Source organism: Ralstonia sp. 22111 (assembly GCF_052045895.1).
GTDB lineage: Bacteria > Pseudomonadota > Gammaproteobacteria > Burkholderiales > Burkholderiaceae > Ralstonia > Ralstonia wenshanensis.
Genome location: NZ_JBQEPR010000006.1, coordinates 305,814 through 328,545 on the forward strand (window position 1 = coordinate 305,814; position 22,732 = coordinate 328,545).

At 59.6% G+C, this 22,732-nt stretch carries 21 protein-coding genes; 6 read left to right on the top strand and 15 right to left on the bottom strand.

Annotated elements, in window-relative coordinates; translation table 11 throughout:
* Positions 1 to 47 precede the first annotated feature (47 nt).
* Both yddG and ACTJK4_RS17345 read left to right on the top strand, forming a co-directional pair.
* On the top strand, positions 48 to 992 hold the full coding sequence (gene yddG / locus ACTJK4_RS17340) for an aromatic amino acid DMT transporter YddG (RefSeq protein ID WP_440818526.1): 945 nt from the start codon (positions 48 to 50) through the stop codon (positions 990 to 992).
* A 192-nt stretch (positions 993 to 1,184) separates the two neighbouring features.
* Positions 1,185 to 2,330 (top strand): porin, encoded by a 1,146-nt coding sequence (locus ACTJK4_RS17345; RefSeq protein ID WP_440818527.1) that lies wholly within the window; start codon positions 1,185 to 1,187, stop codon positions 2,328 to 2,330.
* Between the two features lie 432 nt (positions 2,331 to 2,762).
* On the opposite strand, the gene ACTJK4_RS17350 is transcribed toward ACTJK4_RS17345, so the two are convergent.
* The 4 genes from ACTJK4_RS17350 to ACTJK4_RS17365 all read right to left on the bottom strand — a co-directional run bounded on the left by ACTJK4_RS17350 (position 2,763) and on the right by ACTJK4_RS17365 (position 8,652).
* Positions 2,763 to 3,236: a hypothetical protein gene (locus ACTJK4_RS17350; protein ID WP_440818528.1), complete on the bottom strand. Its 474-nt coding sequence runs from the start codon at positions 3,234 to 3,236 to the stop codon at positions 2,763 to 2,765.
* Between the two features lie 1,762 nt (positions 3,237 to 4,998).
* Positions 4,999 to 6,006: an ATP-binding protein gene (locus tag ACTJK4_RS17355; protein WP_440818529.1), complete on the bottom strand. Its 1,008-nt coding sequence runs from the start codon at positions 6,004 to 6,006 to the stop codon at positions 4,999 to 5,001.
* A 2-nt stretch (positions 6,007 to 6,008) separates the two neighbouring features.
* Positions 6,009 to 8,030, bottom strand: a complete 2,022-nt coding sequence (locus ACTJK4_RS17360; RefSeq protein ID WP_440818530.1) for a hypothetical protein — start codon at positions 8,028 to 8,030, stop codon at positions 6,009 to 6,011.
* Complete coding sequence (locus ACTJK4_RS17365) at positions 7,999 to 8,652, bottom strand: hypothetical protein (protein ID WP_440818531.1); 654 nt, start codon at positions 8,650 to 8,652, stop codon at positions 7,999 to 8,001. The genes ACTJK4_RS17360 and ACTJK4_RS17365 overlap by 32 nt, the downstream gene beginning before the upstream one ends.
* A 1,062-nt stretch (positions 8,653 to 9,714) precedes the next feature.
* Between ACTJK4_RS17365 and ACTJK4_RS17370 the strand changes: the two genes are divergently transcribed.
* Positions 9,715 to 10,356 carry a hypothetical protein gene (locus ACTJK4_RS17370; protein ID WP_440818532.1) on the top strand — a complete coding sequence of 214 codons (642 nt, stop codon included), beginning with the start codon at positions 9,715 to 9,717 and terminating at the stop codon, positions 10,354 to 10,356.
* A 920-nt stretch (positions 10,357 to 11,276) separates the two neighbouring features.
* Here ACTJK4_RS17370 and ACTJK4_RS17375 read toward each other — a convergent pair.
* Both ACTJK4_RS17375 and ACTJK4_RS17380 read right to left on the bottom strand, forming a co-directional pair.
* Positions 11,277 to 11,615 carry a zinc ribbon domain-containing protein YjdM gene (locus ACTJK4_RS17375; protein WP_440818533.1) on the bottom strand — a complete coding sequence of 113 codons (339 nt, stop codon included), beginning with the start codon at positions 11,613 to 11,615 and terminating at the stop codon, positions 11,277 to 11,279.
* 191 nt (positions 11,616 to 11,806) lie between these two features.
* The gene (locus ACTJK4_RS17380; protein WP_440075930.1) at positions 11,807 to 12,793 is read right to left on the bottom strand and encodes a hypothetical protein; all 987 of its coding nucleotides are present in this window, start codon (positions 12,791 to 12,793) and stop codon (positions 11,807 to 11,809) included.
* Between the two features lie 357 nt (positions 12,794 to 13,150).
* Here ACTJK4_RS17380 and ACTJK4_RS17385 point away from each other — a divergent pair, with 357 nt between their 5' ends.
* On the top strand, positions 13,151 to 13,498 hold the full coding sequence (locus tag ACTJK4_RS17385; RefSeq protein ID WP_232042814.1) for a hypothetical protein: 348 nt from the start codon (positions 13,151 to 13,153) through the stop codon (positions 13,496 to 13,498).
* Between the two features lie 7 nt (positions 13,499 to 13,505).
* A complete protein-coding gene (locus ACTJK4_RS17390) occupies positions 13,506 to 13,715 on the top strand; it encodes a DUF1653 domain-containing protein (RefSeq protein ID WP_232042813.1) in 210 nt (69 codons plus the stop codon).
* A 42-nt stretch (positions 13,716 to 13,757) separates the two neighbouring features.
* Here ACTJK4_RS17390 and ACTJK4_RS17395 read toward each other — a convergent pair whose 3' ends face one another.
* From ACTJK4_RS17395 to bioA, 5 genes are all read right to left on the bottom strand, one after another.
* On the bottom strand, positions 13,758 to 14,282 hold the full coding sequence (locus tag ACTJK4_RS17395) for a hypothetical protein (protein WP_440818534.1): 525 nt from the start codon (positions 14,280 to 14,282) through the stop codon (positions 13,758 to 13,760).
* Positions 14,283 to 14,447: 165 nt separating this feature from the next.
* The gene (locus ACTJK4_RS17400; RefSeq protein WP_232042811.1) at positions 14,448 to 14,966 is read right to left on the bottom strand and encodes a hypothetical protein; all 519 of its coding nucleotides are present in this window, start codon (positions 14,964 to 14,966) and stop codon (positions 14,448 to 14,450) included.
* Between the two features lie 55 nt (positions 14,967 to 15,021).
* Positions 15,022 to 15,711: a dethiobiotin synthase gene (bioD, locus tag ACTJK4_RS17405; protein WP_440818535.1), complete on the bottom strand. Its 690-nt coding sequence runs from the start codon at positions 15,709 to 15,711 to the stop codon at positions 15,022 to 15,024.
* Between the two features lies 1 nt (position 15,712).
* On the bottom strand, positions 15,713 to 16,960 hold the full coding sequence (gene bioF, locus ACTJK4_RS17410; protein ID WP_232042809.1) for an 8-amino-7-oxononanoate synthase: 1,248 nt from the start codon (positions 16,958 to 16,960) through the stop codon (positions 15,713 to 15,715).
* Positions 16,947 to 18,353 (bottom strand): adenosylmethionine--8-amino-7-oxononanoate transaminase, encoded by a 1,407-nt coding sequence (gene bioA / locus ACTJK4_RS17415; protein ID WP_260802484.1) that lies wholly within the window; start codon positions 18,351 to 18,353, stop codon positions 16,947 to 16,949. The genes bioF and bioA overlap by 14 nt, the downstream gene beginning before the upstream one ends.
* A gap of 392 nt (positions 18,354 to 18,745) precedes the next feature.
* On the opposite strand from bioA, the gene ACTJK4_RS17420 reads away from it, so the two are divergent.
* The gene (locus ACTJK4_RS17420) at positions 18,746 to 18,913 is read left to right on the top strand and encodes a hypothetical protein (protein WP_440818536.1); all 168 of its coding nucleotides are present in this window, start codon (positions 18,746 to 18,748) and stop codon (positions 18,911 to 18,913) included.
* Between the two features lie 93 nt (positions 18,914 to 19,006).
* Here ACTJK4_RS17420 and ACTJK4_RS17425 read toward each other — a convergent pair whose 3' ends face one another.
* The 4 genes from ACTJK4_RS17425 to ACTJK4_RS17440 are packed head-to-tail and all read right to left on the bottom strand — an operon-like array spanning position 19,007 to position 22,705.
* On the bottom strand, positions 19,007 to 19,789 hold the full coding sequence (locus ACTJK4_RS17425; RefSeq protein ID WP_260802485.1) for a 1,6-dihydroxycyclohexa-2,4-diene-1-carboxylate dehydrogenase: 783 nt from the start codon (positions 19,787 to 19,789) through the stop codon (positions 19,007 to 19,009).
* The gene (gene benC / locus ACTJK4_RS17430; protein ID WP_440818537.1) at positions 19,786 to 20,814 is read right to left on the bottom strand and encodes a benzoate 1,2-dioxygenase electron transfer component BenC; all 1,029 of its coding nucleotides are present in this window, start codon (positions 20,812 to 20,814) and stop codon (positions 19,786 to 19,788) included. The genes ACTJK4_RS17425 and benC overlap by 4 nt, the downstream gene beginning before the upstream one ends.
* Positions 20,815 to 20,861: 47 nt before the next feature.
* Entirely contained in the window at positions 20,862 to 21,350 is a 489-nt protein-coding gene (benB, locus tag ACTJK4_RS17435; RefSeq protein WP_440818538.1) for a benzoate 1,2-dioxygenase small subunit, read from the bottom strand.
* Complete coding sequence (locus ACTJK4_RS17440; RefSeq protein WP_440818539.1) at positions 21,347 to 22,705, bottom strand: Rieske 2Fe-2S domain-containing protein; 1,359 nt, start codon at positions 22,703 to 22,705, stop codon at positions 21,347 to 21,349. The genes benB and ACTJK4_RS17440 overlap by 4 nt, the downstream gene beginning before the upstream one ends.
* Between the last annotated feature and the right edge of the window lie 27 nt (positions 22,706 to 22,732).

Below are 22,732 nucleotides of genomic sequence, written 5' to 3' on the forward strand. Positions count from 1 at the left end.
GCAAGACTGCCCTCCCCGTCAGACCGACATATCAGTGCACGCGCATTATGCAAAGCAAAAACAAGGCAACCCTCATCGGGCTCATCGCTGTTCTATTGTGGGCCTCGATCGTCGGACTGATCCGTGGCGTTAGTCAAAGCCTTGGGGCCGTGGGGGGCGCCGCCATGATGTACAGCGTGGCCTCCGTGCTGCTTCTGTTCTCGGTCGGCTTCATCCGGTTGAGAGACTTTCCGCGCCGGTATCTCATCTGGGGAAGCCTGCTGTTCGTCGCCTATGAGCTGTGCCTCTCGCTGTCCATCGGCTATGCCAACACCAGTCGACAAGCCATCGAGGTCGGAATGGTGAACTACCTGTGGCCGTCGCTCACGATGCTGTGTGCCATTGTGTTCAATAAGCAGAAGTCGAATCTCCTGATCGTTCCCGGTTTTCTGGTGGCCATTCTCGGCATCTGCCTCGTGCTGGGCGGCGACCAGGGGCTTGATATCGCCGGCATGGCAGCGAACGTTCAGGACAATCCGCTTAGCTATGGGCTCGCGTTTTCGGGCGCGTTGATCTGGGCTGCGTATTGCACCGTCACAACGCGGATTGCTGAAGGTAAAAACGGCATCACGCTGTTCTTCGCACTCACCGCCCTGACACTGTGGATCAAATACCTCGCAGCCGGCGGTGGCACGATGCATTTCAGCTACGAGGCGATTGTTTACCTCGCGCTAGCTGCGTCGGCAATGGGCTTTGGTTATGCGGCGTGGAACGTCGGCATCCTACACGGCAACGTGACGGTACTCGCAGGCGCGTCGTACTTCATCCCAGTTCTTTCTGCGGCCTTGGCGGCAACGCTACTGCACACGCCACTGTCGTTCGCCTTCTGGAAAGGCGCGTCCATGGTCTGCGCGGGGTCGATCCTGTGCTGGCTGGCTACACGGGGGCAACGTGCACAGAAATCCTCCGCATTGAAGCGACCCCAACCGCAGGAACGCGCTCATGGACAGTGAGCCCTGAACCGGCGCCCCTTGCTCTAAGAACCGGCCCTCCCCCATCGATCCACTTCACACGTGCGGCAATCATCGACTGGGACGACCTGTTCGCCCCCCCTCACGTTGACATCGCCGAGCGATCAGCGTGGGCGATGTTGTACCCAAGCATCATCCAACCACTAGGACAAGGATATGTCCGAGGAGACAAATATGAAGACACGCTTGTTTGTGGCATTGGCTTCGTGCGCGGTCACCGCGCCAGCATTCGCACAAAGTTCAGTGACCCTGTATGGTGTGCTCGACGAAGGGCTCAACTACACGAATAACGTCGGCGGTCACAGCCAGGTTGCAATGGCCAGCGGGTTCCCGCACGGTAGCCGTTGGGGGCTCAAAGGGTCGGAAGAACTCGGCGGCGGTGTCAAAACGATCTTTCAACTCGAAAACGGTTTTGACGTGGACACCGGTCGGGCTTTTCAGGGCGGATTGCTGTTTGGGCGTCAGGCGTACGTGGGCTTCTCGAGCAGCAATGCAGGCACGCTCACAGTCGGGCGGCAGTATGACTCCGTGGTGGATTACCTCGCGCAGACCTCTGCCGGCGGCACCTGGGGCGGCTACATGTTCGCCCACCCGGTCGACAATGACAATCTCATCAACTCGTTCCGAACAAACAACACGGTCAAGTACACCAGCCCGACCCTGGACGGTGTGAAGTTCGGTGCCACGTACAGCTTCAGCAACGATACGGGCTTCTCGAACAATCGACTGGTGAGCGTGGGCGGTCAGTATACGGTTGGTGGCTTGCTGCTGACGGCCGCATATCTGCAAGCCGACAGCCCGTCCGCTACGTCGTACGGCGCAATCAATAACAGCGGAGACCAGAACCTGCTTGGCACCAAGCTGAAGATCTTTGGTGCCGGGGTGACGTACACCTTCGGCAAAGCCACCCTGGGGCTGTCCTATTCCAACACGAACGTCGCTGACCCGCAAAGCTCCGGCTATGTCGGGCCGATTACGGCGCCGGTCGGGCAACTGTCGTCATTGCGCTTCCAGAATCTTGAGATCAACGCCAAATATCAGTTTGGCCCGTCGTATTGGCTGGGTGCGATGTACACCTACACGCGTGCCAACTTCAATGCAACGTCCGGAACGCTGCATCCCACCTACCATTCGATCGGTCTGATGGCGGATTACGCAATGTCGAAGCGCACCGATGTCTACTTGCAAGGCGTGTACCAACATGTCAGCGGTGATACGACTGGTTCTGTGCTCGACGTAGCGTATGTGGCAGGTGCGGCGAATGTTTCGTCCAACCGGAATCAGTCACTGCTCCGCGTGGGGATTCGCCATTTCTTCTAAGTGCTCTGTCGGACGACTTTCTGCGTCCGATGCAGTCAAGCGCTTATCCTCGCGATTTTCCTTGACCGTGCAGTCCACCAAGCACTAGCTTCGGTGGGCTCCACAAATGCTGAATGTTCTGAGCGCGGCTGTGACAAGGGATACGCTCTCCCCATGGAGCTCAAGACGACCGCGCTCCAGGCGCTCGCGGAACCTCTTAGCAGTATCCTGATCGCCTACAGAAAAGAGCCTACGGCGCGCTCGAGCCGAGGCAGAACAGCGTCGTCCCCGCCGACACACCACTCTCGCAAGACCTTGGCAAGATAGGGGCAAAGTGCAACAGAAAGAGTCACCACTAGGCGCTCAGGTCCGTCGTGTTTCGAGATCAAAACTTGCTCCATGACGTGGCTCACCCACGCGAACCGTAATGGCACTCCCGGTCTGTTGTCCCGCTCAGCTTGGCGTGCCAATAACCTGGCTCTGAATGGTTAATCCAGGATTGAACGCAGCATTCTCTACGACTCGCCCCTTTGGCGCATAGCCTCTTGGGTTGCAGACAACTCGACATGCCCCTACGGTGTAGTCAAAGCTGTCATGCATATGGCCATGGATCCATAGATCGACCAGTTCGACCACATCGTCCAGGTGGCTAGCATATGCCGGCGTGAGTAGATCGCCTTGATACTGCATGGACACACTTTGCTTAGAAGGCGCATGGTGCGTGACAACCACGCGTTTGCGCTGCGTCGGAACCATCAGTTCATTGGCCAGCCATTGACGAGCAGCGATGTGCATCTGAATCGTATCCCGTGGTTGGAGCTTTCTGAACACACCGAATCCCACCGCCGCAGATAACACGGACATAATCACCAGAACAATGTAGACCGGGCTTGCAATGCCGTGAGGTACGCCTTCAATGTGAAGCATGACCGATCATCATTGCCAAGGTTTGTGTTGCGTTAACTTAGTCGGTGGTAAGAGTTCGCTTGCCAGCCAACACCGGGCCTGCTACTTGTGGTTCCACTATTGAGTGCCGAGCAAGCGCCTGCGCCTTCGTCAACTCTGCGAACAAAGCCAAACGAGCGGCCAACTGATCCGGCGTCTCTGTTGGGCGTGGCTTGCGTGGAGCATTGCGTGTTCTTGGCTTCATGATTACCCCTTTGAGCGATGCGGCCGCCCTCCTTCGCGGGAACAACCGACGTAATTGATCTTACTGCGTTTTCGCCGATCGTCAGTAAGCGTGCAGCGCTCCTGCATGCCCTTCGCTTCGCGTATGCGGCAGCCAGCCTTGCGAAGCTGCGTCCACCGCTAACAACTCACCGTGACCCCAATCACGCCCTATCTGAATGGCCTATTACCCAGTGCTACTCATGTAGTTCTCTATCTGCGTATCGCTCAATCATCCATGTCACAAGCGACCAGGTCGCGCGTGGCCGTATCTGTAATACCCTCTCCGTTGGCAGCCAGCGCCACGCTGGGCAAAACTGATCGAAGGATGGGCAATCGCCCCAGTCGATCAACACGGTCCTGTCCAGTAAAACCAAGCTACTAAGAACCATGCAAAACAGGCCTAGAACCTCACACTCTGCGAGTATCTGGTTCATCGCAACAGGCCCAGGTATTAAGCGGCTTCGAACAGGCAGAAACTGCGTTTGAAACCAAATTCCTGAGAGCGCCGGGTTGCACGTGCGGCTTGGTACGCCCACTGCCGGCGGAACGCCGTAGAGAATTGCGGTCTTACAGTACGCCGCAACCACTGCTTTCATTGCCGCTTGAATTCGCAGGCCGCTTCCACGCACGTCCAGTATCGAGACAGCGTGCGGTATTTGACTCTGATCGGTCACGCTAAGCGCCCTCAGTCTGGCCAAGGTATCCAGAATGGTGCTTGTCATGCCATTCTGAATTGATCGCCACGGCGCTGGAGGCGAAGCTTCTAGCGATGTCACACTCACTTCAGACTTGAGGCTCTGGCGGCCCTCCTCGCTGCCACGCCACTGAAGATGCCGTCGCAAGTATCGACGTGTTCTCGCTTCATTCTGGAACCACGCAGACGTGAATGGATTTAACGTTGCGGGCGGCTGCGGAAGCGAAGTCTCGTCACCACACTCTTTTAGAGCAGTGCGGCTTTCCCCAATCACGGATTCCACACGTTGAATCTTCTCCCCTCGATCAACCCTGGTCGTGGTTTTGATCAGCAATGCTGAGCAGTGCGGACACGCGTACGGAAATCGGGCTGCTTGCTCCCAGGTCGGGGCCAACGGTAATCCGCAAGAGGTGCAAGTCAGCTCAAGCCTACAATGATGCAGAGGGCATTCACATGTCAGGAGATGCTGGAACAGCGTCGCATGGAATCCGTGTGCAAGACAGTGCGGGCAATAGCGAAGATACGCCGACGCACTGAGCGCATGTGGATCACGTCCAAATATGTCTACTCCCGACGCATGCCAAAAGTCGTCGTTGCTCGCAGTCAATGCCGCTATAACAGTCTCGTAGCGCGCCGGCCGTTTCGAATAATCCGATGCGGCGTCCAGAATCTTGTTGATCCCCGAGAGCGTCCCAAGCATCTGGCGCACTTCCCTTGAGTCAGGACAAAACGTCAAGCAGAACCGGGACCACCGCTCATATAACGAGGATTCTCCAGATGCGCAACTCGTCGGCTCCAGGGAGTTGGGCCGCTCCCATGTGACCATCAGATGTCCCATGGGCCCTCCTCAGTGTTTCCGCTCGAGCTTGGCGTCTCTGAGTAGTAGCCGATAACCCCCAGAAAACCCGCGTCACGAAGACACTTCATCACCAAGGCGGCTGACGCGGCATGAGGGTCTATCCTTTGCTCCAACACTCTCGATAGGAAAGCAAGGACAGTGGAACGCAGATACTGCATCGGGATCAGTATCTCTTCGGACAGGTTGTGCTGCCTCGATACCGCGGCCAAGGCCTCCCCGAATAGGGGAGCTAGCATATGCAGGCGCCAGCCTTCTGCGTATGCTCCAGCAAGAATCGACGCTGGCACACTGGGTCGACCTGGCATCGTTGGTTGGTCGAACTGCTCCAGCACCTCCGATATATCGGACACGGCAACGCCCTTGAAGGCAAACTGATGGACGTAGAAGCGCCCGACGATCTGGTGCAACTGGTTCTCGGACCAATAGTGGGCAATATCTTTCAGTTCCGGCTGGCCAACCAAGAGGAAGAACGGACGTAACTGCCGCTGCACCAACTCGTCGAAGCAATGCACTAGATAGCTATAGTGATCATGCGCTAGCTGCTGGGCATCATCAACGATGATGATCGTGCGTTTCGCACAACCCTCGGCAGCTAGACGAGCGATGTGGTCGTAAAGGCGGGTGCGTAGAACAGCAATGTCCCGATGCATGACAGCAGCACACCCTGACTGCTGTAGCCGCTCCTGGACAAAGTCTCTTTCCCTAGGCAATGCGTCGCCCTGGATCCTCCAGATAACCACGATCACCTGGCAGCCAATGATCGTTTGCAACGTCGCTGCCAGATAGCTGCATGCTGCGCTTTTTCCCGTTCTTGGCTTGCCATATACGATCCCACCGGGGGAGTCCATGCGGACCCACCACCCCACCTGCTTTCCCAGACGTTCAATTGCGGGAGTCCATACGATGACGTCATCTAGTGCATCGGGCTTCGCGGGCCCGTGCGACGATTCGGTGAAGAATTCCTCCGGGCACATGGTCACCTCCTCACAATGGTTCGCGGGACCCCGTTTGTGCCAATTGCCTCACGCTCATGTTCTTTAGGGCGTGGGAGTGCCTGAGCTACGGGCCATGGTGGATGCGGTTGATGTAGAGAGCCCGTGGTTTTTTGCTCCGGATCAATGATTGGGAGCACTTCTGTCTCAGTCACATCAGGCAGTGCTATTGCGCTATCACTTGCCTTCAGGTAGTGAAGCAAATATGCAAGCTGAAGCGCTGCATTCCTGTTCCTGTCAGCCCTGCTATTGAGATAGTTGAACAAGCATCGCAGTGGATCGTCGTCTGGGCGCGGCTCCAACTCGCCCTCACGTTTAAGTCGAGCGAACAGTTTACGAATGCGCACATCATGTGGAAATTGCCCCCATTTCCCAAGCGCGTTGACAGATCCGAATTCCCGGCCTGAATCGTCAAATAGCACTATCGTCCGCAAGTCATGAAAATCCGGCCGAGCCCACATCGTTTTGCCTTTCAGGCCAATATTGCGCTGTAGGTGCTTGCTGCTGTAGCGTACATAGAGATAATTGATATAGGGTCGGCGCCCCAAACGCAGGTCGACCTTTACCGTTACCTTGCAAGGCTTGTTAAAATAGTGCGGTCGCCGCCGGTCAGCGCGTAGATACGTTGGAGACAGCGCACCGCTAGCGAGGCTACGCCGCAGGCGCTCCAACGGTGCGATATAGTGCGATGCCGCTGCAGCTAAGACGTTCGCATTTGCGCAATAGCAATCGATGGCAGCGGCGAGAGCTTCCACCGGAACACGTGGTCCTGCTCGACCCTTCACCGGATCCTTGTGCCCGGATCCTGTAGTTCCAGGTAGCTGGTGAACTAAGCGTCGTGCCATAGCAGAAAAATCTGCCTCGATGTGCGGCCGTTCCTGCGGCGTACCAGGTCTGCCGAACCCTGCCTCCGCCCCCCACAGATGGCTCACAACATGCCGAACGTGGTTTGAGAGATGTGCGAGGGCATTGTCAAGGTAGACGATCCGGGGAACTGCAAAACGCAGCTCACTGATCTCCGCAGCTGGAAATCCGGCCCCTTCCAGCGCCCCCGCATTGCGGGCCTCCTCGCTAAGAACGACACCGGAGATTGCCTCCCACAAAAGCATCGAGACGTCCTCCGCCGAGACTTGAGACGCCAGCACTAGGCGATTCGCCAGTTTCGCCCCCGTCGCCACATCGATAACGCGGATAACGAAGGGACGGCGCAACCGAACTTCCTCCCAGTCCCCGCTCGCATTTGGGAGCTCGTAGCACGCATCGTGATCGATGGTGACCTCATCGAGTTCCCATGCCTCATATGGCGCCGGCAGTGGCTTGGATGTTCCGTCGCCGAGCTGGAACGCGTATGCCTGTGCAGCGGCGTCCCCATGCTCGTACTTGACCCATCTCTCGCCGTCATGTGGAATCAATTCGTCACGTATCCATTTCCGGAGCCCCCAGGCTCCTTTGCTTGTTTGGCTCAGCGGATACACGTTTTCTGCGACCCCTGTCTCCCGGCAGATGCGTTTGAACTCCTTATGCGCTTCGCGGAAATTGAGGCGGTTTGGTTTCGCCCCTTTGGTTACGCGTCGAACCAATGCATTTCGCAGCTTGGTTTCGATTTCAGGATGATCGACAAGGAACTTGCGGAATGCGCCTTGAAATCCTGCGCGTGGCTCAGGATGTGCGGTGATTTCCTTTCTGCGTTGCGGTGACTGAATTCTTGCTCTGTACACGCATGCTCTTAATCCCCAGATCCTTCCATCCGGCGCTACTTCCAAACACCGATCTATGATGGTAAGAAAACGACGTGAAGACAGGCACGTTGCCTCCTCGATTTCTGCCAACGGTCTTGATTGAAGGTACAACTCAATGCCAGCGCAAAGCCGCCGATACCTTTGGCGATTTGCTTGCCCCTTCAGCAGGGACTCGTCCACCGAGGGCCACGATTCAATTGCCCGATAGCATTCCGGGATACGGTTCCGTCCCCTCTTAAGGCAGTCGGATAACAGTTCGTTCGCCATAGCGTTCTCCTGAAAGTTCGAGAATCAATTTTCCGGCTGCATGCAGTCGGACCAGCGTTGCATCAAGCAAGGTGTCCGGCACATCTCGAGCGACGAGTAGACGAAGCTCCCGTCGAGTCGTCAAAGGCTGGGAATGCAGGCTTGCCAGGACAACGCGGCGGACCTGCCGCGCAGGCTCATCGGCGTACAACGTTGCGCACTGCCGCAATCGGTCTAGGTTGGTCAATGTGACTGGATCGGTACGAATCTCGCGTTTTGTCCGCAGAGACCAGGAGAAGCCATGGGCTTCCGCGACAAAGGCCAGCCGGCGAGCGAGCGATTCGGCTGCTGAACCGAGGCGAGATGTCACCAGTTGAATTTCAACGTTCTCTCGTTCGATCACCAGGTCCGGCGACAAGCTCATGCGAGTGCCGCGACACATACATTGCAGTCGCGCCGGTTCAGTGGTGAGTTGCCGGACCTCAGGCTTCGCCCAATAAAGAAGCCAGTTTTCGAAGTGCAGCTCGGTCGCGAAAGCTACCGGTTTGTGTCGGAGCGGATCGACGCAACACAGCACCCCTCCCCTGAAATCGACGTACCGGCGCTGCAAGCCGCCATAGCTGTGCTCATGGATTGACCACATGGTTCTCGCTCCCGACGGCTATCGCCGTCTCTCCAGAACTGGATGCAACGTGGAGGACCCGCGGCTAGGTACTGAGATAGTCACCTCATTGGTTGTGCGATGAGCAGATCAATGCTCATAAGCATGAGGGGCTCTCTGAAACCAGTTGCGGACGTTGAATGCGACTGGGGAAGGGATGCGCGCAAGAGGACATGCCAGCTTGACAGCTGGCATAAAGAGGTCGACACTGAATCGGAGTTCGCCGGTTCCGCCTGACGAGCGATGCAGCATCAAAACGCCTCAGTGTTCCAGACTGGGGCGTTTTCATTCCTACCGCTATCCCTTGACTCAACCTGGCGGCATGAAACCCTCTCCTTCAGAGTCCGCGGACACCTCCTCCTGAGGTTCGGGGGAAGCCAGTCTCGTAAGCCAATCAGCAACGTCGAGCGTTTTGGCGAACCGACCCTTTCTTCTGTCCAGCGTAAAAGTTCTAACCGGCACCAATCCATTCCGAATCGCCCGCCGAAAGGCCTGCGCTGAAACGTACCCCAATGCAAGCCATAGGCTGCGCCCATGCATGAGCGGTCCGTGCTGCTGCAACAAGTACGAGGCAACACGTGTATCAGCGTGAGATTCTGGATCGGACATAGAGACGCCCCACAAACGCATAGGCTCCCGTGTAACTGCTCTTGATAGCAAACGTGCTTCACCGTGAGCAGTTGCGCAAGGTACGATGCTGACCAGGAAATGTCCCTAGACGTGTGGAGAAGGAAGGTGTACGCATTCCGGCCGGTTCGATGCGACCCACTTTTGGGATGTTATGTGGAGCTATCACGCGAGCCACTGCATGGATTTCAATTTGCGCCTCGCGGAAATTGGCACCTGCCTCAGGTCCAAAGCCGATTGGTGTTTGATCTCGCCTGCGAAGCGCTTCACGTAGACACTGGCTATGCAATAGAAAAGGCGTTATTAGGAAGTTCATTCCTAGGCGACGCCCCTAGTCGTTGGTGGGAGAGGCTTGCGCAGAATCGATTGAATTTGCCAGGGGCGCTTGCTCGCGGCGACCCCTCGGCGAAGCGGTGGATGTCTTTGCTGTCGGCGCATACCGACACCGCAGATCGCGCCCTTGCGATGCCGCTTTGGGCGCTGTCCATGGTGGGACGCGCCGACCTAAGATCTGTGATGTCCTGGAGACACGCAATTGAAAAAGTGGGGGCTTATATCCCACCTCGTCCGACGCGGGCACAAAGCAGTATTAGGAAGTACGTCAACGCTCTACGCAGACCTCCACGCCCATTCGATGCATCGTTCTGGGCGGCCCTGAACGTCATGCTATTCTGCCTGCGTCTTGCAGAGGCAAAAGGCGATCTCAGCCACTACGTGCTGACATACGAGACCCTCATGGCGGATGAGTGGGGGCCCCCGTTTTTCATTGGGGACATGGCGTCGCGTGATGCATGGTGCAACTTGAGGCGCTTCTACGACGAGTGGTTTTCCACGCTAAAAATCTCTGTAAGAACCCAAGCCGATTGGCGAGGATTACTTCACGAACTGGAGGCACATGGCTTGCACTACGAAGTGATGGCCACCACCCGAGCATGCGACGAACGTTACGCGCTCGCCAACTCTCTAGTCCCTGCTATTGAGCCGGGCGAAAGCGACGAGTTGCAGATCATCTTGGTTCGAAGAAACAATCAGCCAAACGAACAGGTCAACACGGCGTAGCTTCTACCCCAGCACCTTTGCATGGTGAGCATCAACGCTGATCCCTGCACCGCCGGCGGAACTCTGACTGGATCCCGCGTAGCCTCACATGACTAAAGCCGGTAGGCTGGACGCATCAACCCAACTCGACAAGCGTCGGATATATAGGAAAGAATCAACGTTGACGTCTACGCAGCCACCCAGCAAGGAGCGCGCTTCCAACAGCTAGCTCCCGGCGAAGCCCTTGGGAATCAAATGTGTGCCAGCCCTTCTATCTCACTAGCCGAAGCAGCCTTTTTGGTCAGCGCCACCGAACGAGATGTGCATCGACTCATCGCCACTCAGATCTTGCCACCTTCTCTGACACTGAGCGGGGAGCCACCTCGGCTAATACCGTTTGCCGCCCCGCTTGCGAGCTTTTGTTTCGGCACACGTGGCAAATTGACTCGGTTGGCACAGGAAAGAGTCATCCGGACAATCATCGAACGCATGCGTGCACGCCCTGACTACGATCAGTTGATGGGGCTTCGAGAATACTCCGCGGTGGTTGCTTTCGATTGGACTGTGAAGTGGTCCTGCCTCTCGGTGAATGTCTGGCCATTCGCGGCACCTGTGTTGAAGCACTGGGCTCCGATCGCAGATGCCAGGAGCGCCATCCTGTCACAGGCTGACGTGATAGGCCGATCCCAGTAATCTGAGGCAAACGCTTACCCATCTGGTCACCAACTGATCAAGTTCTTTCAGGCAGTGGCGAAGGGCTGTCTATCTGTGCTTCGCTTGGTTGTCAGCACATCAAGATTGCTTGGCTTGGTTACCTATTGCTGTCTTATGCTTCTCCACGCATCGACAAGCAATAGTGATCATCGCCAAAAATATTCTTTTAGAATCAATGACTTGTGAAGCGATCACGTTGATCAACTTTGCTTCCGTCGTACACTCCACTAAGCCTTCTTCAAAAACTCCGGCTTCAGCAGATAGCTCACACCGTCGATCTTGCAGTCGATCGGATGGTCGCCCGCCACGAGCCGGATGTTCTTGATCTTGGTCCCCGCCTTGAGCGTGCCCGACCCGCCCTTGAGCTTCAGGTCCTTCACCAGCGTCGCAGAGTCGCCGGCATTCAGTTGATTGCCGTTGGCGTCCTTAATAACCGCCTCCGGCTCATCCTCGTCGTCCTGTGCCGATGGATTCCATTCGTGCGCGCAATCCGGGCAGATCATCATTTCGCCGTCCTGATAGGTATTCTCAGAGGCACATTGAGGACAGGCGGGAATCGTGGACATGTCGGGTGGCATGAAGCGGGTGAATTGGGGCCCGCACTATACCAGCCGGAACCTCCTGGATGGCTTGACCATTGTCACGCCGATATCGATATGCTCCGCGCCAGCAAGAAAACGGGCCCCGTCGCCAACCGGGGCCCGTTTCCATCTCGCTTTTGAGGTCGTCCGTTACGACGCCCTCAAGGCTGCCCTGCTCAGTTGCCGAACAGGCTCTCCAGCGCGCTGATCGTCGTTGAAAGGGTCGCGGAAACCGTACCCGTTTTCCCTGCGTCGATCGCAAGCGCCACATCACCCGTGGAGGCAAAGGATGCGCTCGCCTGATCCTGTGTGGTGGCAAACGCCACGGAACCGGCGCTCGGTACGCCCGAGGCGCCCACGACCAGCGGCGACGTCGTGGTCAGCAAAAGGTTTTCGTTGCCCGAGGCCGTTGTGAAATTCAGGTTGCCGGAAAGCTTCACCTCATCGGTAAAGGTCAGCAGCGAAAGCGCATCATCCAGACGCCAGCCTGCCAGCATGATGGAATCCTGGACGCCATTGATGTTGCGGTTCACGGTTACGTCATTGGACGTCGCAATGTATTTCAGCGTGCTGTCGGGCTGCGGAATCGATTTGGAAATCGTCATGGTTCCATTGAATGTCATTGAGGCGGTACCTGCCTGCGCACTCAGATTATTTGCGGTGACAGCTGCGACAAACGAAAAATCCTGCAGGTTTGCCGTCGGGCCCGACGCCGCGTTGATGACAAATGACATTCCGCCATTAAGCGTCGTCAATAACGTTGCGCCGGCAAGTTCAACGTTCTCCTGGCAATTCGCGAACGTCATGCTGGCGGTATCGCCTGCCGAGATGCTGCCCGACCCATCTCGATCGTCGAATGTAATCGATGCGGTGCCTCCGCCTGTGCAGTTGGACGAGAAGTTCCCAGGGCCCGCCTGGCTGCCCGCTGCGATGACGGAGAAGAGGCTGATCGCGTAGAGGCTGTACGTATCGCGGGAACCAAAGTACGTATAGGCAGCAGCAGTCCGCGCGTTCAGGTAACCGTTGGCGGGGTCCGCCAGCCGGATGGAGGAAGGTTGCTGCGGCACAGGGGGAACGACACCGCCTTCGTCATCCCCGCCCCCGCACGCGGCCAAAGCCGCTGCCATTGCAGTGATCAGCGTTGTCTGCAGCAATGTCTTCATGGCGAACTCCTTATTCTTTTAACGAAGATTCAACAATCCATGCTGGAGACATCAGCTTATGCATCGTGGATTTCATTGCACTTGATGATTAAAACTTCATTGATCCACCGCAACACAAAATTCCCCTGAAAATAATCTGCCAAAGCAGAATTTGCTTATACCTTCAATTCAATCCATTCATTGAATATCCGCCTTTCTTTCGCTTGGCCGCCCTCGCCTCGGCGCGTCATTGCCACCGCCTCTTCGCGGACATCCCCGCCTGTTCAATTGGTGTGCAATCCGTCAAGTGCGCGACAGGCACCGGTCTTCGATCTATGATCCAGCCTTCAACGACCGTTGCTGAACAGGAGAACCACCATGGGCGAAGCCAAACGACGCGGCACGCAAGCCGAACGCATGTCCCAGGCGCGGAGCCGACTGGAAGCCTTGCGCCCTGAAAAACTCGTCTGCGGCGCCTGCCAGACCGCCTTTACCGAATTCGAAGGGATGGAGCCGCGCGACATGCCCGGCATCCACGCGATCTTCGGCGGCGAATGCCCGAACTGCGGCGAAAGCGTGATTTCCTTCAACGGCGAACCCGAAGCCGTGGCCGCCGCCATGCTGGCCTACCAGGACGCCATGGAAGACGCCAAGCTCGGCGCGCAGACGCAAGAGGGCAAGCACGTGCCCTACGTCGACGAAGAAGACAAGCCCACGCAACACTGAAGCCGCCATGCAGAACATGCCAACGCGCCGCTACCGCCACTACAAGGGCGGCGAATACGAATGGCTGTGCGAGGCCACGTACGAACCCGATCCCGCCATCAAGATGACGGTCTATCGCGCCGCGAACGGCACGATCTGGACACGCCCATCGACGATGTTCCATGAGATGGTTGAAGTCGACGGCCGGCAGGTGCCGCGCTTTGCGCTGATCGACTGAATGCGGATCTGACCATCATGAGCTACGTGATGGTCACGCTGGTCAACCCGCCGCGGCCCGTTTCTGACGCTTGAACCAGGCATGCTCGCCAGGCGCCCGGTCGCGTAGTTCGAAGGTGATGTGCACGCGGCGCGAGGCCTGCAGATAGACGCCGCACGTCAGCGTCAGTGCCACAGCAACCGCCACGCCGTCGATAAAGGTCGAGCGTGCCCCTGGAACGCCGCCCGCCATGAGCATCAGACCAATCAGCGGCGGTAGCAGCGCCATGTGCACGAGCATGGCCGGCCGGAATGCGCTGTCGTGCGTGGTGGCCAGCACCAGCACCGTCACGCTGGAAATCAGATACAGCAGTGTGGTGAGGTTGATGGCCCCGCTGCCCGGCGCGTTGGCGTCGAACAGGTCGGCGCCGGCCAGTTGCAGCGCATCCATCGAAAGCCCCTGCCAGAACACCCACGTCGGCCCTGCGATGGCAATGGCAAGCACCCACGGCAGCCATCCGGCAATGCCGTACAGCGGATGTTGACCCGCTGCGATCGGGTCGATGTCGACCCAGCGATGCGTCCGCATGATGCACCCCCAACAATGCGCGTCCGTTCTGATGACGGCTGCTTTCGGCAAGCGCCGGCGGCGTCTGCCTCCCCTGCTCTGTAGCTTAGGTCGCTGCACAACGCGCGCAATGCGGGAGGAACCCTGAGCGCACAATCGGATTGCGCTACCTCAACTGCCGGCGAGCTATCGGCGGAACAGTCGCGGGCGGTCCGGATCGTAGAGCGGGTCGGGCGTGATCTGCGTGAGCTGCAATACGCCGGCGGGGTCGAAGTAGAAATGCATCAGCGACGGCCAGACATCGTCCGCCTTGAAGCGGTACGACCAGACTAGGCGGTCCATGCGCGGAAAATACGCCGTCTCCACTGGCTGGCCAAAATGTCGCAGCACGTCGTCCCGAGTCCAGACGCCGATCCTGGCCTGGGCAAACTCAAGGCTGCTCAAGACCTGCTTGAAGGCGACGAGCTTGCCGCTGGCATCGAAGTCCGCCGCGTAGGTGAACTGGCCGTACGGTTTGGTCGGATAGAGCCAGCGGGTGCCGCCATCGAGCGGATAGGTTTCGCGCGGCGGCCCAAACTGCGCCTGCACAGCGGGCTCGTCCGCGCCCACCAAGCGTTGGCCCTTGGTGACGGGGGATTCCAATGCAGCACATCCCGCCGTTGCCGCAACCACAATCGCTACCGCCGCCCACCGCATTGCGCGCATGACGCCCGTCCTCGCCAAACTGAGTGAAGCCGGTAGTTTACCGCCGCGCGTCAGCTCAACGTGCGAGTAGCGGCGCGATATCGAGGTGCGTTGCGGCAAGGGGCGCATTGGCGCGCGGCAATCGCGGAATCGTGCCCAGATGCGGTGCGTTGATCCACCGACGCAAGGTAGTGACGTTGTCGTCAAGGCCTGCCATGGCCGGGTCGACCACGTTACCGACCCAGCCGGCCAGATGCAGGCCACGCGCGGCAATCGCCTCGGCGGTGAGCGCGGCGTGATTCAGGCAACCCAGGCGCAACCCGACAACCAGCACGACGGGCAAGCCCAGCGCCACGGCCATCTCGGCCGTATCAAAGTCGTCTGACAACGGCACGCGGAAACCACCGACGCCCTCCACCACGACGGCATCCGCCAGCGATCTGGCGTGCGCAAACGCGTCGAGAATCGGTGGCAGCGTAATGGTCACGCCTTCGCGCGCTGCTGCCAAATGCGGAGACATTGGCGCGTCGAGCAACCAGGAGCAAACGGTATCGAGCGGCAGATCGAGCGACGCAGCGGCACGCAGTTGCTCGACATCTTCGTTGGTGCGCGTGGGCGCGCCCGCCAGCGTGCCAGCAGCAATCGGCTTGAGGCCTGCGGCGCGGTAGCCGGCATCAGCCAGCTTGGTCAGCAATGTCGCGCTGACCAGCGTCTTGCCGATCTCCGTATCCGTGCCGGTGACAAAGCAATCGAAGCGTGCGCGCATATCAGGCTGCCTTGGCTGGCTGAAGCGATTGGCCGGCCGCTTCCAGCGCCTGCGCGAGGCGCTCGATGTCTGCATCGGTATGTGCCGCCGACAGCGTGATCCGCAGACGGGCCGTTCCGGCCGGCACCGTCGGCGGGCGGATGGCGGCGATGCGGATGCCTTCGCGTTCCAGTGCAGCGGCCAACTCCAATGCCGGTGCGTTCTCACCGATCACGATCGGCTGGATGGCCGTGGGCGATGGCATCCACTGCCAACCGAAACGCGCAGCCAGACGCTGTGCATGCGCACTCCACACGGCGATATGCCGATCGAGGCGCGCGCGGCGTTCAGCGCCCTCCTCGCCTGCGATCAGATCCAAAGCGGCTTCCACCGCACACGCAATGCCCGGCGGCGTGGCTGTTGTGAAGATGTACGTGCGGGCGCGCTGGACCAGCCAGTCGATCACCAGTCGATGCGCAACGATGGCGGCGCCTGATCCGCCGGCAGCCTTGCCGAAGGTGCCAACATAGACGAGGCGCTTCGAGCGCAGCCCGAAATGCGACAGCACGCCCGCGCCCTTCTCACCGAGCACGCCCAGGCCATGCGCGTCGTCCACGATCAGCCAGGCGTCGTAGCGTTCGGCCAGCGCAAGCAGTTCAGGCAGCGGCGCGATGTCGCCGTCCATGCTGAACACGCCATCCGTGACGATCAGCTTATTGCGACTCGTGCTCGCCGCCAGCAGCGCTTCCAGCGCAGCAAGGTCGACGTGCGGATAGACCTTGATGGGCGCGCGCGACAACCTCGCACCGTCGATCAGCGAGGCGTGGTTCAGCGCGTCGGAAAAGATCGTGCATTCGTCAGCCGGGCGGATGCCGCCAGCCTGCGCCATGGCGCTCACCACGGCCAGGTTGGCCATGTAGCCCGTGCAGAAGAACAGCGCATCCGCATCAGGAATGTGTTCGCCTTGCAGTGCAGCCATGCGTGCTTCCAGCCGCGCGTGCGCGATCGAATGGCCGCTCACCAGATGCGATGCGCCGCTGCCGAAACCATATTGCTGCGTGCCCTGCGTCACCGCCTCGGCCAAGGCGGGGTGCGCTGCCAGGCCGAGATAATCGTTACCGCAAAAGCCCAGAATGTCGCGCGGCTCTTCGCCAGGCACGCTGATGCGCTGGCTGCGGTCGGTCGGGCTGTACGCGGTACGGCGCACGCGGCGCAGGTGCGCGGCGTCGATGGCGTCAAGGCCCGCCTGCAGGTCGTCAAGCAATCGCATAGGTGTGTCCTTCTGTTTCGCCCGTAGCTTGGGCCAGCGTGTCTTCAAGCGTCTGCAGCGTGCGTTCGACCAGCGTGTCGGTCTCTTCGTCGCTCAGCACATAAGGCGGCAGCAAATAAACGGTGTTGCCGATGGGGCGCAGCAGCAGCCCGTGCGTGCGTGCCGTCAGCGCAAAGCGTTCGGCAAAGCGCGCACCGGCCACGTCGGGGTGCACGTCGAACGCGGTGATCATCCCCGTCTGCCGCAGATGGGCAAACCGCGCATCGTGCGACAGCGGCGCCAGGCCCTGGGCGATGCGCGCCGCGGTCACGCGATTGCGCGCAAAGACGTCTTCTTCAGCAAACAGATCGAGCGTGGCGAGTGCCGCGCGGCATGCCAGCGGGTTGCCCGTGTATGAGTGCGAATGCAGGAAGCTGCGCACCGGCGCATCGTCGTTGAAGGCGTCATAGATGGCATTGCGCGACAGCACGATCGACAGCGGCAGATAGCCTCCGCTGATGCCCTTCGACAGGCACAGCAAGTCCGGCCACACGCCGGCCTGCTCGCATGCGAAGAACGTACCGGTGCGACCGCAGCCGACGGCAATTTCATCGGCAATCCAATGCACATCAAACTCATCGCACAGCGCACGCACGCCGCGCAAATAGCTCACGTCGTGCATCGCCATGCCGGCGGCACACTGCACCAGCGGCTCGATGATGACGGCAGCGATGGTGCCGGCGTGGGTGCTCAGGCAATCCCGCAGCGCGGCCAGCGCACGCTCGGCTACGTCGACGGCGGTCTCGCCCGGGCCGGCCAGGCGCGCGTCAGGCGATGGCACCCGGTGCGATTGCAGGATCAGCGGGTCATAGGCATCCCGGAAGATCGCGACATCCGTCACCCCCAGCGCGCCCAGCGTTTCACCGTGGTAGCCGTGTTCCAGGCAGACGAAGCGGCTGCGTGCGCCCTGCCCTGCATTGCGATGGGCGTGGAAGCTCATCTTGAGCGCGATCTCCACGGCAGAAGCGCCGTCGGAGCCGAAGAAGCTGTGGCCCAGCACGCCGCCTGTCAGGTCGATCAGGCGCTCAGCCAGCTCCACTGCCGGCCGATGCGTGGCCCCCGCCAGCATGACGTGCTCCAGCGAATCGAGCTGCGTCTTCAACGCCGCATTGATGTGCGGATTCGCATGGCCGAAAAGGTTGACCCACCACGAGCTGGTGCCGTCCAGGTAGCGCTTGCCGTCAAAGTCGATCAGCCACGGCCCCTGGCCGCGTGCGATCGGCAGCGGCGGCATGGCATCAAGCCGTGCATTTTGGGTGCACGGATGCCAGACGGCCGCGCGGCTGCGCGCCTGCCACGCCGTGTTGGCGCTGGGCGCGCCGTCGACCGGCACCGGGATTGGGGGATACGCCATACGAGGCCTCCTCGAAGCATAAGCGGGGGATTCGGCGGCGTATGGTAGAGGTCATGTGGATCAAACAACAAGCCCGCACGTTGGATGAAATTGCGCGCTCATACGCCGAAAAAGAAAGAAGAAGCGCACTTCTTCGGCGGATTCCCAACGTCCTGCGCGGATCATGTCGCTAAAAAATCTTTGTGCCAGGGCTCAAATGAGTGCCAAAAGGCACTTCGAAGAACCCGACGCTTACGCCTATCGGTATTGCGCTAGGGTGGCGCAGCTTTGGCCGACTATTTACCTGGAGTGATATTCAGAATGGACCGCAGGTTTGCTTTGCATCATTGCTCAGGCCTAGGGATAACCCTATACTCGGGAAAACCCTAGATAACACACTGAGAGAAAACATCATGGTCCAGCAAGCCTATTTCACCCCCAAGTTCGCCGGCAACATCCAAGTTCAGGCCACCAACCGTACGTCGCTGCTGCGCGCGGTCATCAATTTTTTCCGCAACGGGTGGGATGACAACCTGGTGTACGCAGAAGTGGTTGGCAAGTCCGGTTCGTACCTGGGCTGAATGCCGCGGCCGAATGTTCGGCCATGCCGCAAAGACACGTAAAAAGAACGGCGCATCGGCGCCGTTTTTGTTTTGGGGCGTTCGACGGTGCGCCTAGCCCAGATCTCCACCGCCCACCGGCAACACCGTCCCGGTGATGTAAGAAGCCTCGTCCGACGCCAAAAACAGGATCGCTCGCACCTGCTCGTCGATCGTTCCATAGCGGTGCATCAGGCTGCTGGCGATGGTCTGGTCAACGATGCCCTGGTACCAAGTGGCTTCCTGCTCCGACATGGGCGCCGTGTTGCGCGGGATTTTGCGTGGCGGCGCTTCGGTGCCGCCCGTGGCGACGGCGTTGACGCGGATGTTGTCCTGCGCGTGCTCCAACGCCAGGCTGGCCGTCAGCGCATTCACGCCGCCCTTGGCCGCAGAATACGGAATCCGATAGATACCGCGTGTGGCAATCGACGACACGTTGACGATCACGCCCCGCTGGCGCTCCACCATGTGCGGCAGCACGGCGCGGCAGCACCACAGCGTGGGGAACAGCGAGCGGCGGATTTCCGCCTCGATCTGCGCTTCTTCATAGTGCTGATACGGCTTCGCCCAGATCGTGCCGCCGACGTTGTTGATGAGCACGTCGATGCCGCCGAACGCATCGAGCGCGGCCTGCACGGCGTGTTGCGCGCCGGTGTAGGTCTCCAGATCGGCGGTGGTGGCGAGGGCTCGGCCGCCCGCTGCGGCAATCTCGGCCTGTACTTCGTAGACCAGCTCCGCCCGGTCCACCAGCAGCACCTGGGCGCCCTCTTCGGCCACCGCCAATGCCACGCCGCGCCCGATACCTTGGGCCGCGCCCGTCACGACGACGGTCTTGCCTGAGAATCGTTGCATGCTCATGCCGCCTTCGCCTCCGGTACTGCATTGGGCGTGAATTTCTCGTAGTAGAAGCTGTTGGGCTTCACGCCCTCGTCGTCAAAGTACTTGCGCACGGCATCGACCATTGGCGGCGGCCCGCACAGATAGACATCCACGTCGCCATCGTTCAGGGCATCGGCCGGCACGTGCTGCGTCACCCAACCCTTGCGCGGATGATTCGACGCGGCGTCAGCAACGACGGTGGCGTAGCTGAAGTTCGGCAACCGCGCTGCATAGGCTTCAAGCGCGTCGACCTGCACCAGGTCGAGGTCACGGGTGACGCCATAAATCAGGTGCACCTTCTGCTGTGAATTGGCGCGCGCCAGCACCTCGAGCATCGACAGGAACGGAGCGAGCCCCGTGCCCCCAGCAAGGAACAACAGCGGCCGCTGCACATTGCGCAGATAGAAGCTGCCCAGCGGCCCGTGCAGATCGAGCTTGTCGCCCGGCTGCGCGGTTTCCAGCCAACGGCTCATCACGCCGCCGGGAATCTTCTTGATGAGGAAGCTGATCTTCGATTCTCCGGGGGCGGATGAGAACGAATACGAGCGGTGCTGGCCGGTGCCCGGTACGCCGATGTTGACGTACTGGCCAGGAAGAAACACCGGCGCAGTGGCATCCACGTCCAGTTCCAGCACGACGGCTGCGTCGTTGTGCAACTGGACTTTCGACACCGTTGTCCCGAAGCTGCTCTGACCAGTCTTGCAGCTGGTCGACGTGGTCGGCACCGCGATCACGCAATCGCTTTGCGGCACCATCTGGCACGTCAGGACGAGGCCCGTGTTCTTCTCGTCTTCGGTCAGGGCGTCGTCAATGTAATCGTCGCCGAGGTCGTAGCTTCCGCTCTCGGCGCGGCACTTGCAGGTTCCGCACACACCATCGGAGCAATCCATGGGCAGGTTGATCTTCGCGCGGAAGGCGGCATCGAGCACCTTCTCGCCCGCTTTGCAATCGATGAAACGGGTCACGCCGTCCTCGAAGTTCAATGCGACTGTGAAACTGGACATGGAATACCTCCGCTGCCTCTTGTGCGTGTCCTATACGTGGGTGCAAATCAGACGTGATAAACGTCGAGCACCTGACGGATGTAGTCGTTCTTCAGCACGATCTTCTTGGATGCGATCAGGAAGCCATCGCCCGCGCGGCGCAGGGTGACGAACATCGTGCCGAAGAAGTGATCGGTGGTTTTGTACCGATGGCTGAGCGTGTGAAAGTTGTAGCGCACGTCGACTTCATCGCCGCGTTCGGCCACAACTTCAACATTGGCGACCGTGTGGCTGGTTCTCGGCTCCGGCGTGGAAGCCCCGCTGCGCTCGGTCTTGATGCGGAAGACGCGATCCTCCAGCCCGCAGCGATTGGCGTAGTACATCAACGAGATCTGGCTCTGCGGGTCGTCGGTCAACTGGTCGTCGTCGTCCCATGCGGGCATCCAGTAGGTGACGTCTTCTGCGTAGCAGTCGAGCCACGCATCCCACTGCCGGTCGTCCAGCAGGCGCGCTTCGCGGTACAGGGCGGCGCAGATCGTTTGGTAATCAGCGCTCATGCCGGCACCCCTTCGCATTCCTGCTTGAGCGCCTCGCGCATGACGCGCACCCAATATTCGTGCTGGCAGACGAACAAGCCTTCGTCTTCACTGCGCTCACCCGAGATGAGCGGCTTCAATCCCATCTTCGTTGCGTTCTCGTCGGGGCCGTGAATCCACAGCGGCGCCCCGCGCGACAGGTCGTTCCACAGCGCGGTGGTGCCGGCGTAGCCGTTCTGGCAGGCACGGAATTCTTCCAGGTCATCGGCGGTACCCATGCCGGTAACGTTGAAGAAGTCCTCGTACTGGCGGATGCGCGTTGCGCGGTCCGTTGCGCTTTCGCCCTTCGGCGCGAAACAGAAGATGGAGACCTCGGTCTTGTCGACGCCGATCGGCCGTACCACGCGAATCTGCGTGCTGAACTGGTCCATCAGGAACACGTTCGGATACAGGCACAGATTGCGGGTCTGGTTGACGATGAAGTCCGTTTGGGTTTCACCCACGCGTGCCTTGATTTCTTCGCGGTGCGCATAGACGGGGCGCACCTCCGGGTTCATCGTCTGCGTCCACAGCAGGATGTGGCCGTGCTCGAACCCGTAGACGCCCGCCACCGACTTGCTCCAGCTGTTCGCATCCACCGCCTGGGTGCCACCTTCCTTGCGCCGACCCATCGTTGCGGCGTAGTTCCAGTGCACGGTGCTGACGTGGTAGCCGTCGCAGCCGTTCTCCATCTGCATCTTCCAGTTGCCGTCATACACGTAGGAAGAATTGCCGCGCAGCACTTCCAGGCCGTCGGGCGACTGATCGACGATCTGGTCGATGATCACCCGCGCCTCGCCAAGGTAGGCCTCGAGCGGCTGTACGTCGGCATTGAGACTGCCGAACAGGAAGCCACGATAGTTCTCGAACCGAGCGACCTTCTTCAAATCGTGCGAGGCGTGCGTGTTGAACTGCACCGGATACTCGGTGGTCTTTTCGTCCTTCACCTTCAGCAGCTTGCCGGTGTTGGAGAACGTCCAGCCATGGAACGGGCACGTGAAGCTGCCCTTGTTGCCATGCTTGCGGCGACACAGCATCGCGCCCTTGTGCGCACATGCGTTGATGACCGCATGCAGCTCCCCGGTCTTGTCGCGGGTGATGACGATCGGCTGGCGGCCGATCCACGTGGTGTAGTAATCGTTGTTGTTCGGAATCTGGCTTTCGTGCGCCAGATACACCCAGTTGTTCTCGAAGATGTGCTTCATCTCCAGCTCGAACAAATCGGGGTTGGTGAAGATGTCGCGGCGGCAGCGGAAAATGCCGGCCTCTTCGTCATCCACCACAGCGGTTGACAGCAGTTGGTCCAGTTCGCTGGCTTTATCAATCAAGGCGGACATGGTCGTCTCCACGGTGAGGCACAGGGC

Excerpts from the sequence above, each read along its gene's own strand:
- bioF (WP_232042809.1), bottom strand. The coding sequence starts at position 16,960 with ATGCGATTGCTTGACGACCTGCAGGCGGGCCTTGACGCCATCGACGCC.
- ACTJK4_RS17365 (WP_440818531.1), bottom strand. The coding sequence starts at position 8,652 with ATGTGGTCAATCCATGAGCACAGCTATGGCGGCTTGCAGCGCCGGTAC.
- benC (WP_440818537.1), bottom strand. The coding sequence starts at position 20,814 with ATGTCCAGTTTCACAGTCGCATTGAACTTCGAGGACGGCGTGACCCGT.
- ACTJK4_RS17360 (WP_440818530.1), bottom strand. The coding sequence starts at position 8,030 with ATGGCGAACGAACTGTTATCCGACTGCCTTAAGAGGGGACGGAACCGT.
- ACTJK4_RS17440 (WP_440818539.1), bottom strand. The coding sequence starts at position 22,705 with ATGTCCGCCTTGATTGATAAAGCCAGCGAACTGGACCAACTGCTGTCA.
- ACTJK4_RS17345 (WP_440818527.1), top strand. The coding sequence starts at position 1,185 with ATGAAGACACGCTTGTTTGTGGCATTGGCTTCGTGCGCGGTCACCGCG.
- ACTJK4_RS17370 (WP_440818532.1), top strand. The coding sequence starts at position 9,715 with ATGTCTTTGCTGTCGGCGCATACCGACACCGCAGATCGCGCCCTTGCG.
- ACTJK4_RS17400 (WP_232042811.1), bottom strand. The coding sequence starts at position 14,966 with ATGCGCGCAATGCGGTGGGCGGCGGTAGCGATTGTGGTTGCGGCAACG.
- ACTJK4_RS17420 (WP_440818536.1), top strand. The coding sequence starts at position 18,746 with ATGGTCCAGCAAGCCTATTTCACCCCCAAGTTCGCCGGCAACATCCAA.
- ACTJK4_RS17390 (WP_232042813.1), top strand. The coding sequence starts at position 13,506 with ATGCAGAACATGCCAACGCGCCGCTACCGCCACTACAAGGGCGGCGAA.
- bioD (WP_440818535.1), bottom strand. The coding sequence starts at position 15,711 with ATGCGCGCACGCTTCGATTGCTTTGTCACCGGCACGGATACGGAGATC.
- ACTJK4_RS17385 (WP_232042814.1), top strand. The coding sequence starts at position 13,151 with ATGGGCGAAGCCAAACGACGCGGCACGCAAGCCGAACGCATGTCCCAG.
- ACTJK4_RS17380 (WP_440075930.1), bottom strand. The coding sequence starts at position 12,793 with ATGAAGACATTGCTGCAGACAACGCTGATCACTGCAATGGCAGCGGCT.
- ACTJK4_RS17355 (WP_440818529.1), bottom strand. The coding sequence starts at position 6,006 with ATGTGCCCGGAGGAATTCTTCACCGAATCGTCGCACGGGCCCGCGAAG.
- ACTJK4_RS17425 (WP_260802485.1), bottom strand. The coding sequence starts at position 19,789 with ATGAGCATGCAACGATTCTCAGGCAAGACCGTCGTCGTGACGGGCGCG.
- ACTJK4_RS17350 (WP_440818528.1), bottom strand. The coding sequence starts at position 3,236 with ATGCTTCACATTGAAGGCGTACCTCACGGCATTGCAAGCCCGGTCTAC.
- ACTJK4_RS17395 (WP_440818534.1), bottom strand. The coding sequence starts at position 14,282 with ATGCGGACGCATCGCTGGGTCGACATCGACCCGATCGCAGCGGGTCAA.
- yddG (WP_440818526.1), top strand. The coding sequence starts at position 48 with ATGCAAAGCAAAAACAAGGCAACCCTCATCGGGCTCATCGCTGTTCTA.
- bioA (WP_260802484.1), bottom strand. The coding sequence starts at position 18,353 with ATGGCGTATCCCCCAATCCCGGTGCCGGTCGACGGCGCGCCCAGCGCC.
- benB (WP_440818538.1), bottom strand. The coding sequence starts at position 21,350 with ATGAGCGCTGATTACCAAACGATCTGCGCCGCCCTGTACCGCGAAGCG.
- ACTJK4_RS17375 (WP_440818533.1), bottom strand. The coding sequence starts at position 11,615 with ATGTCCACGATTCCCGCCTGTCCTCAATGTGCCTCTGAGAATACCTAT.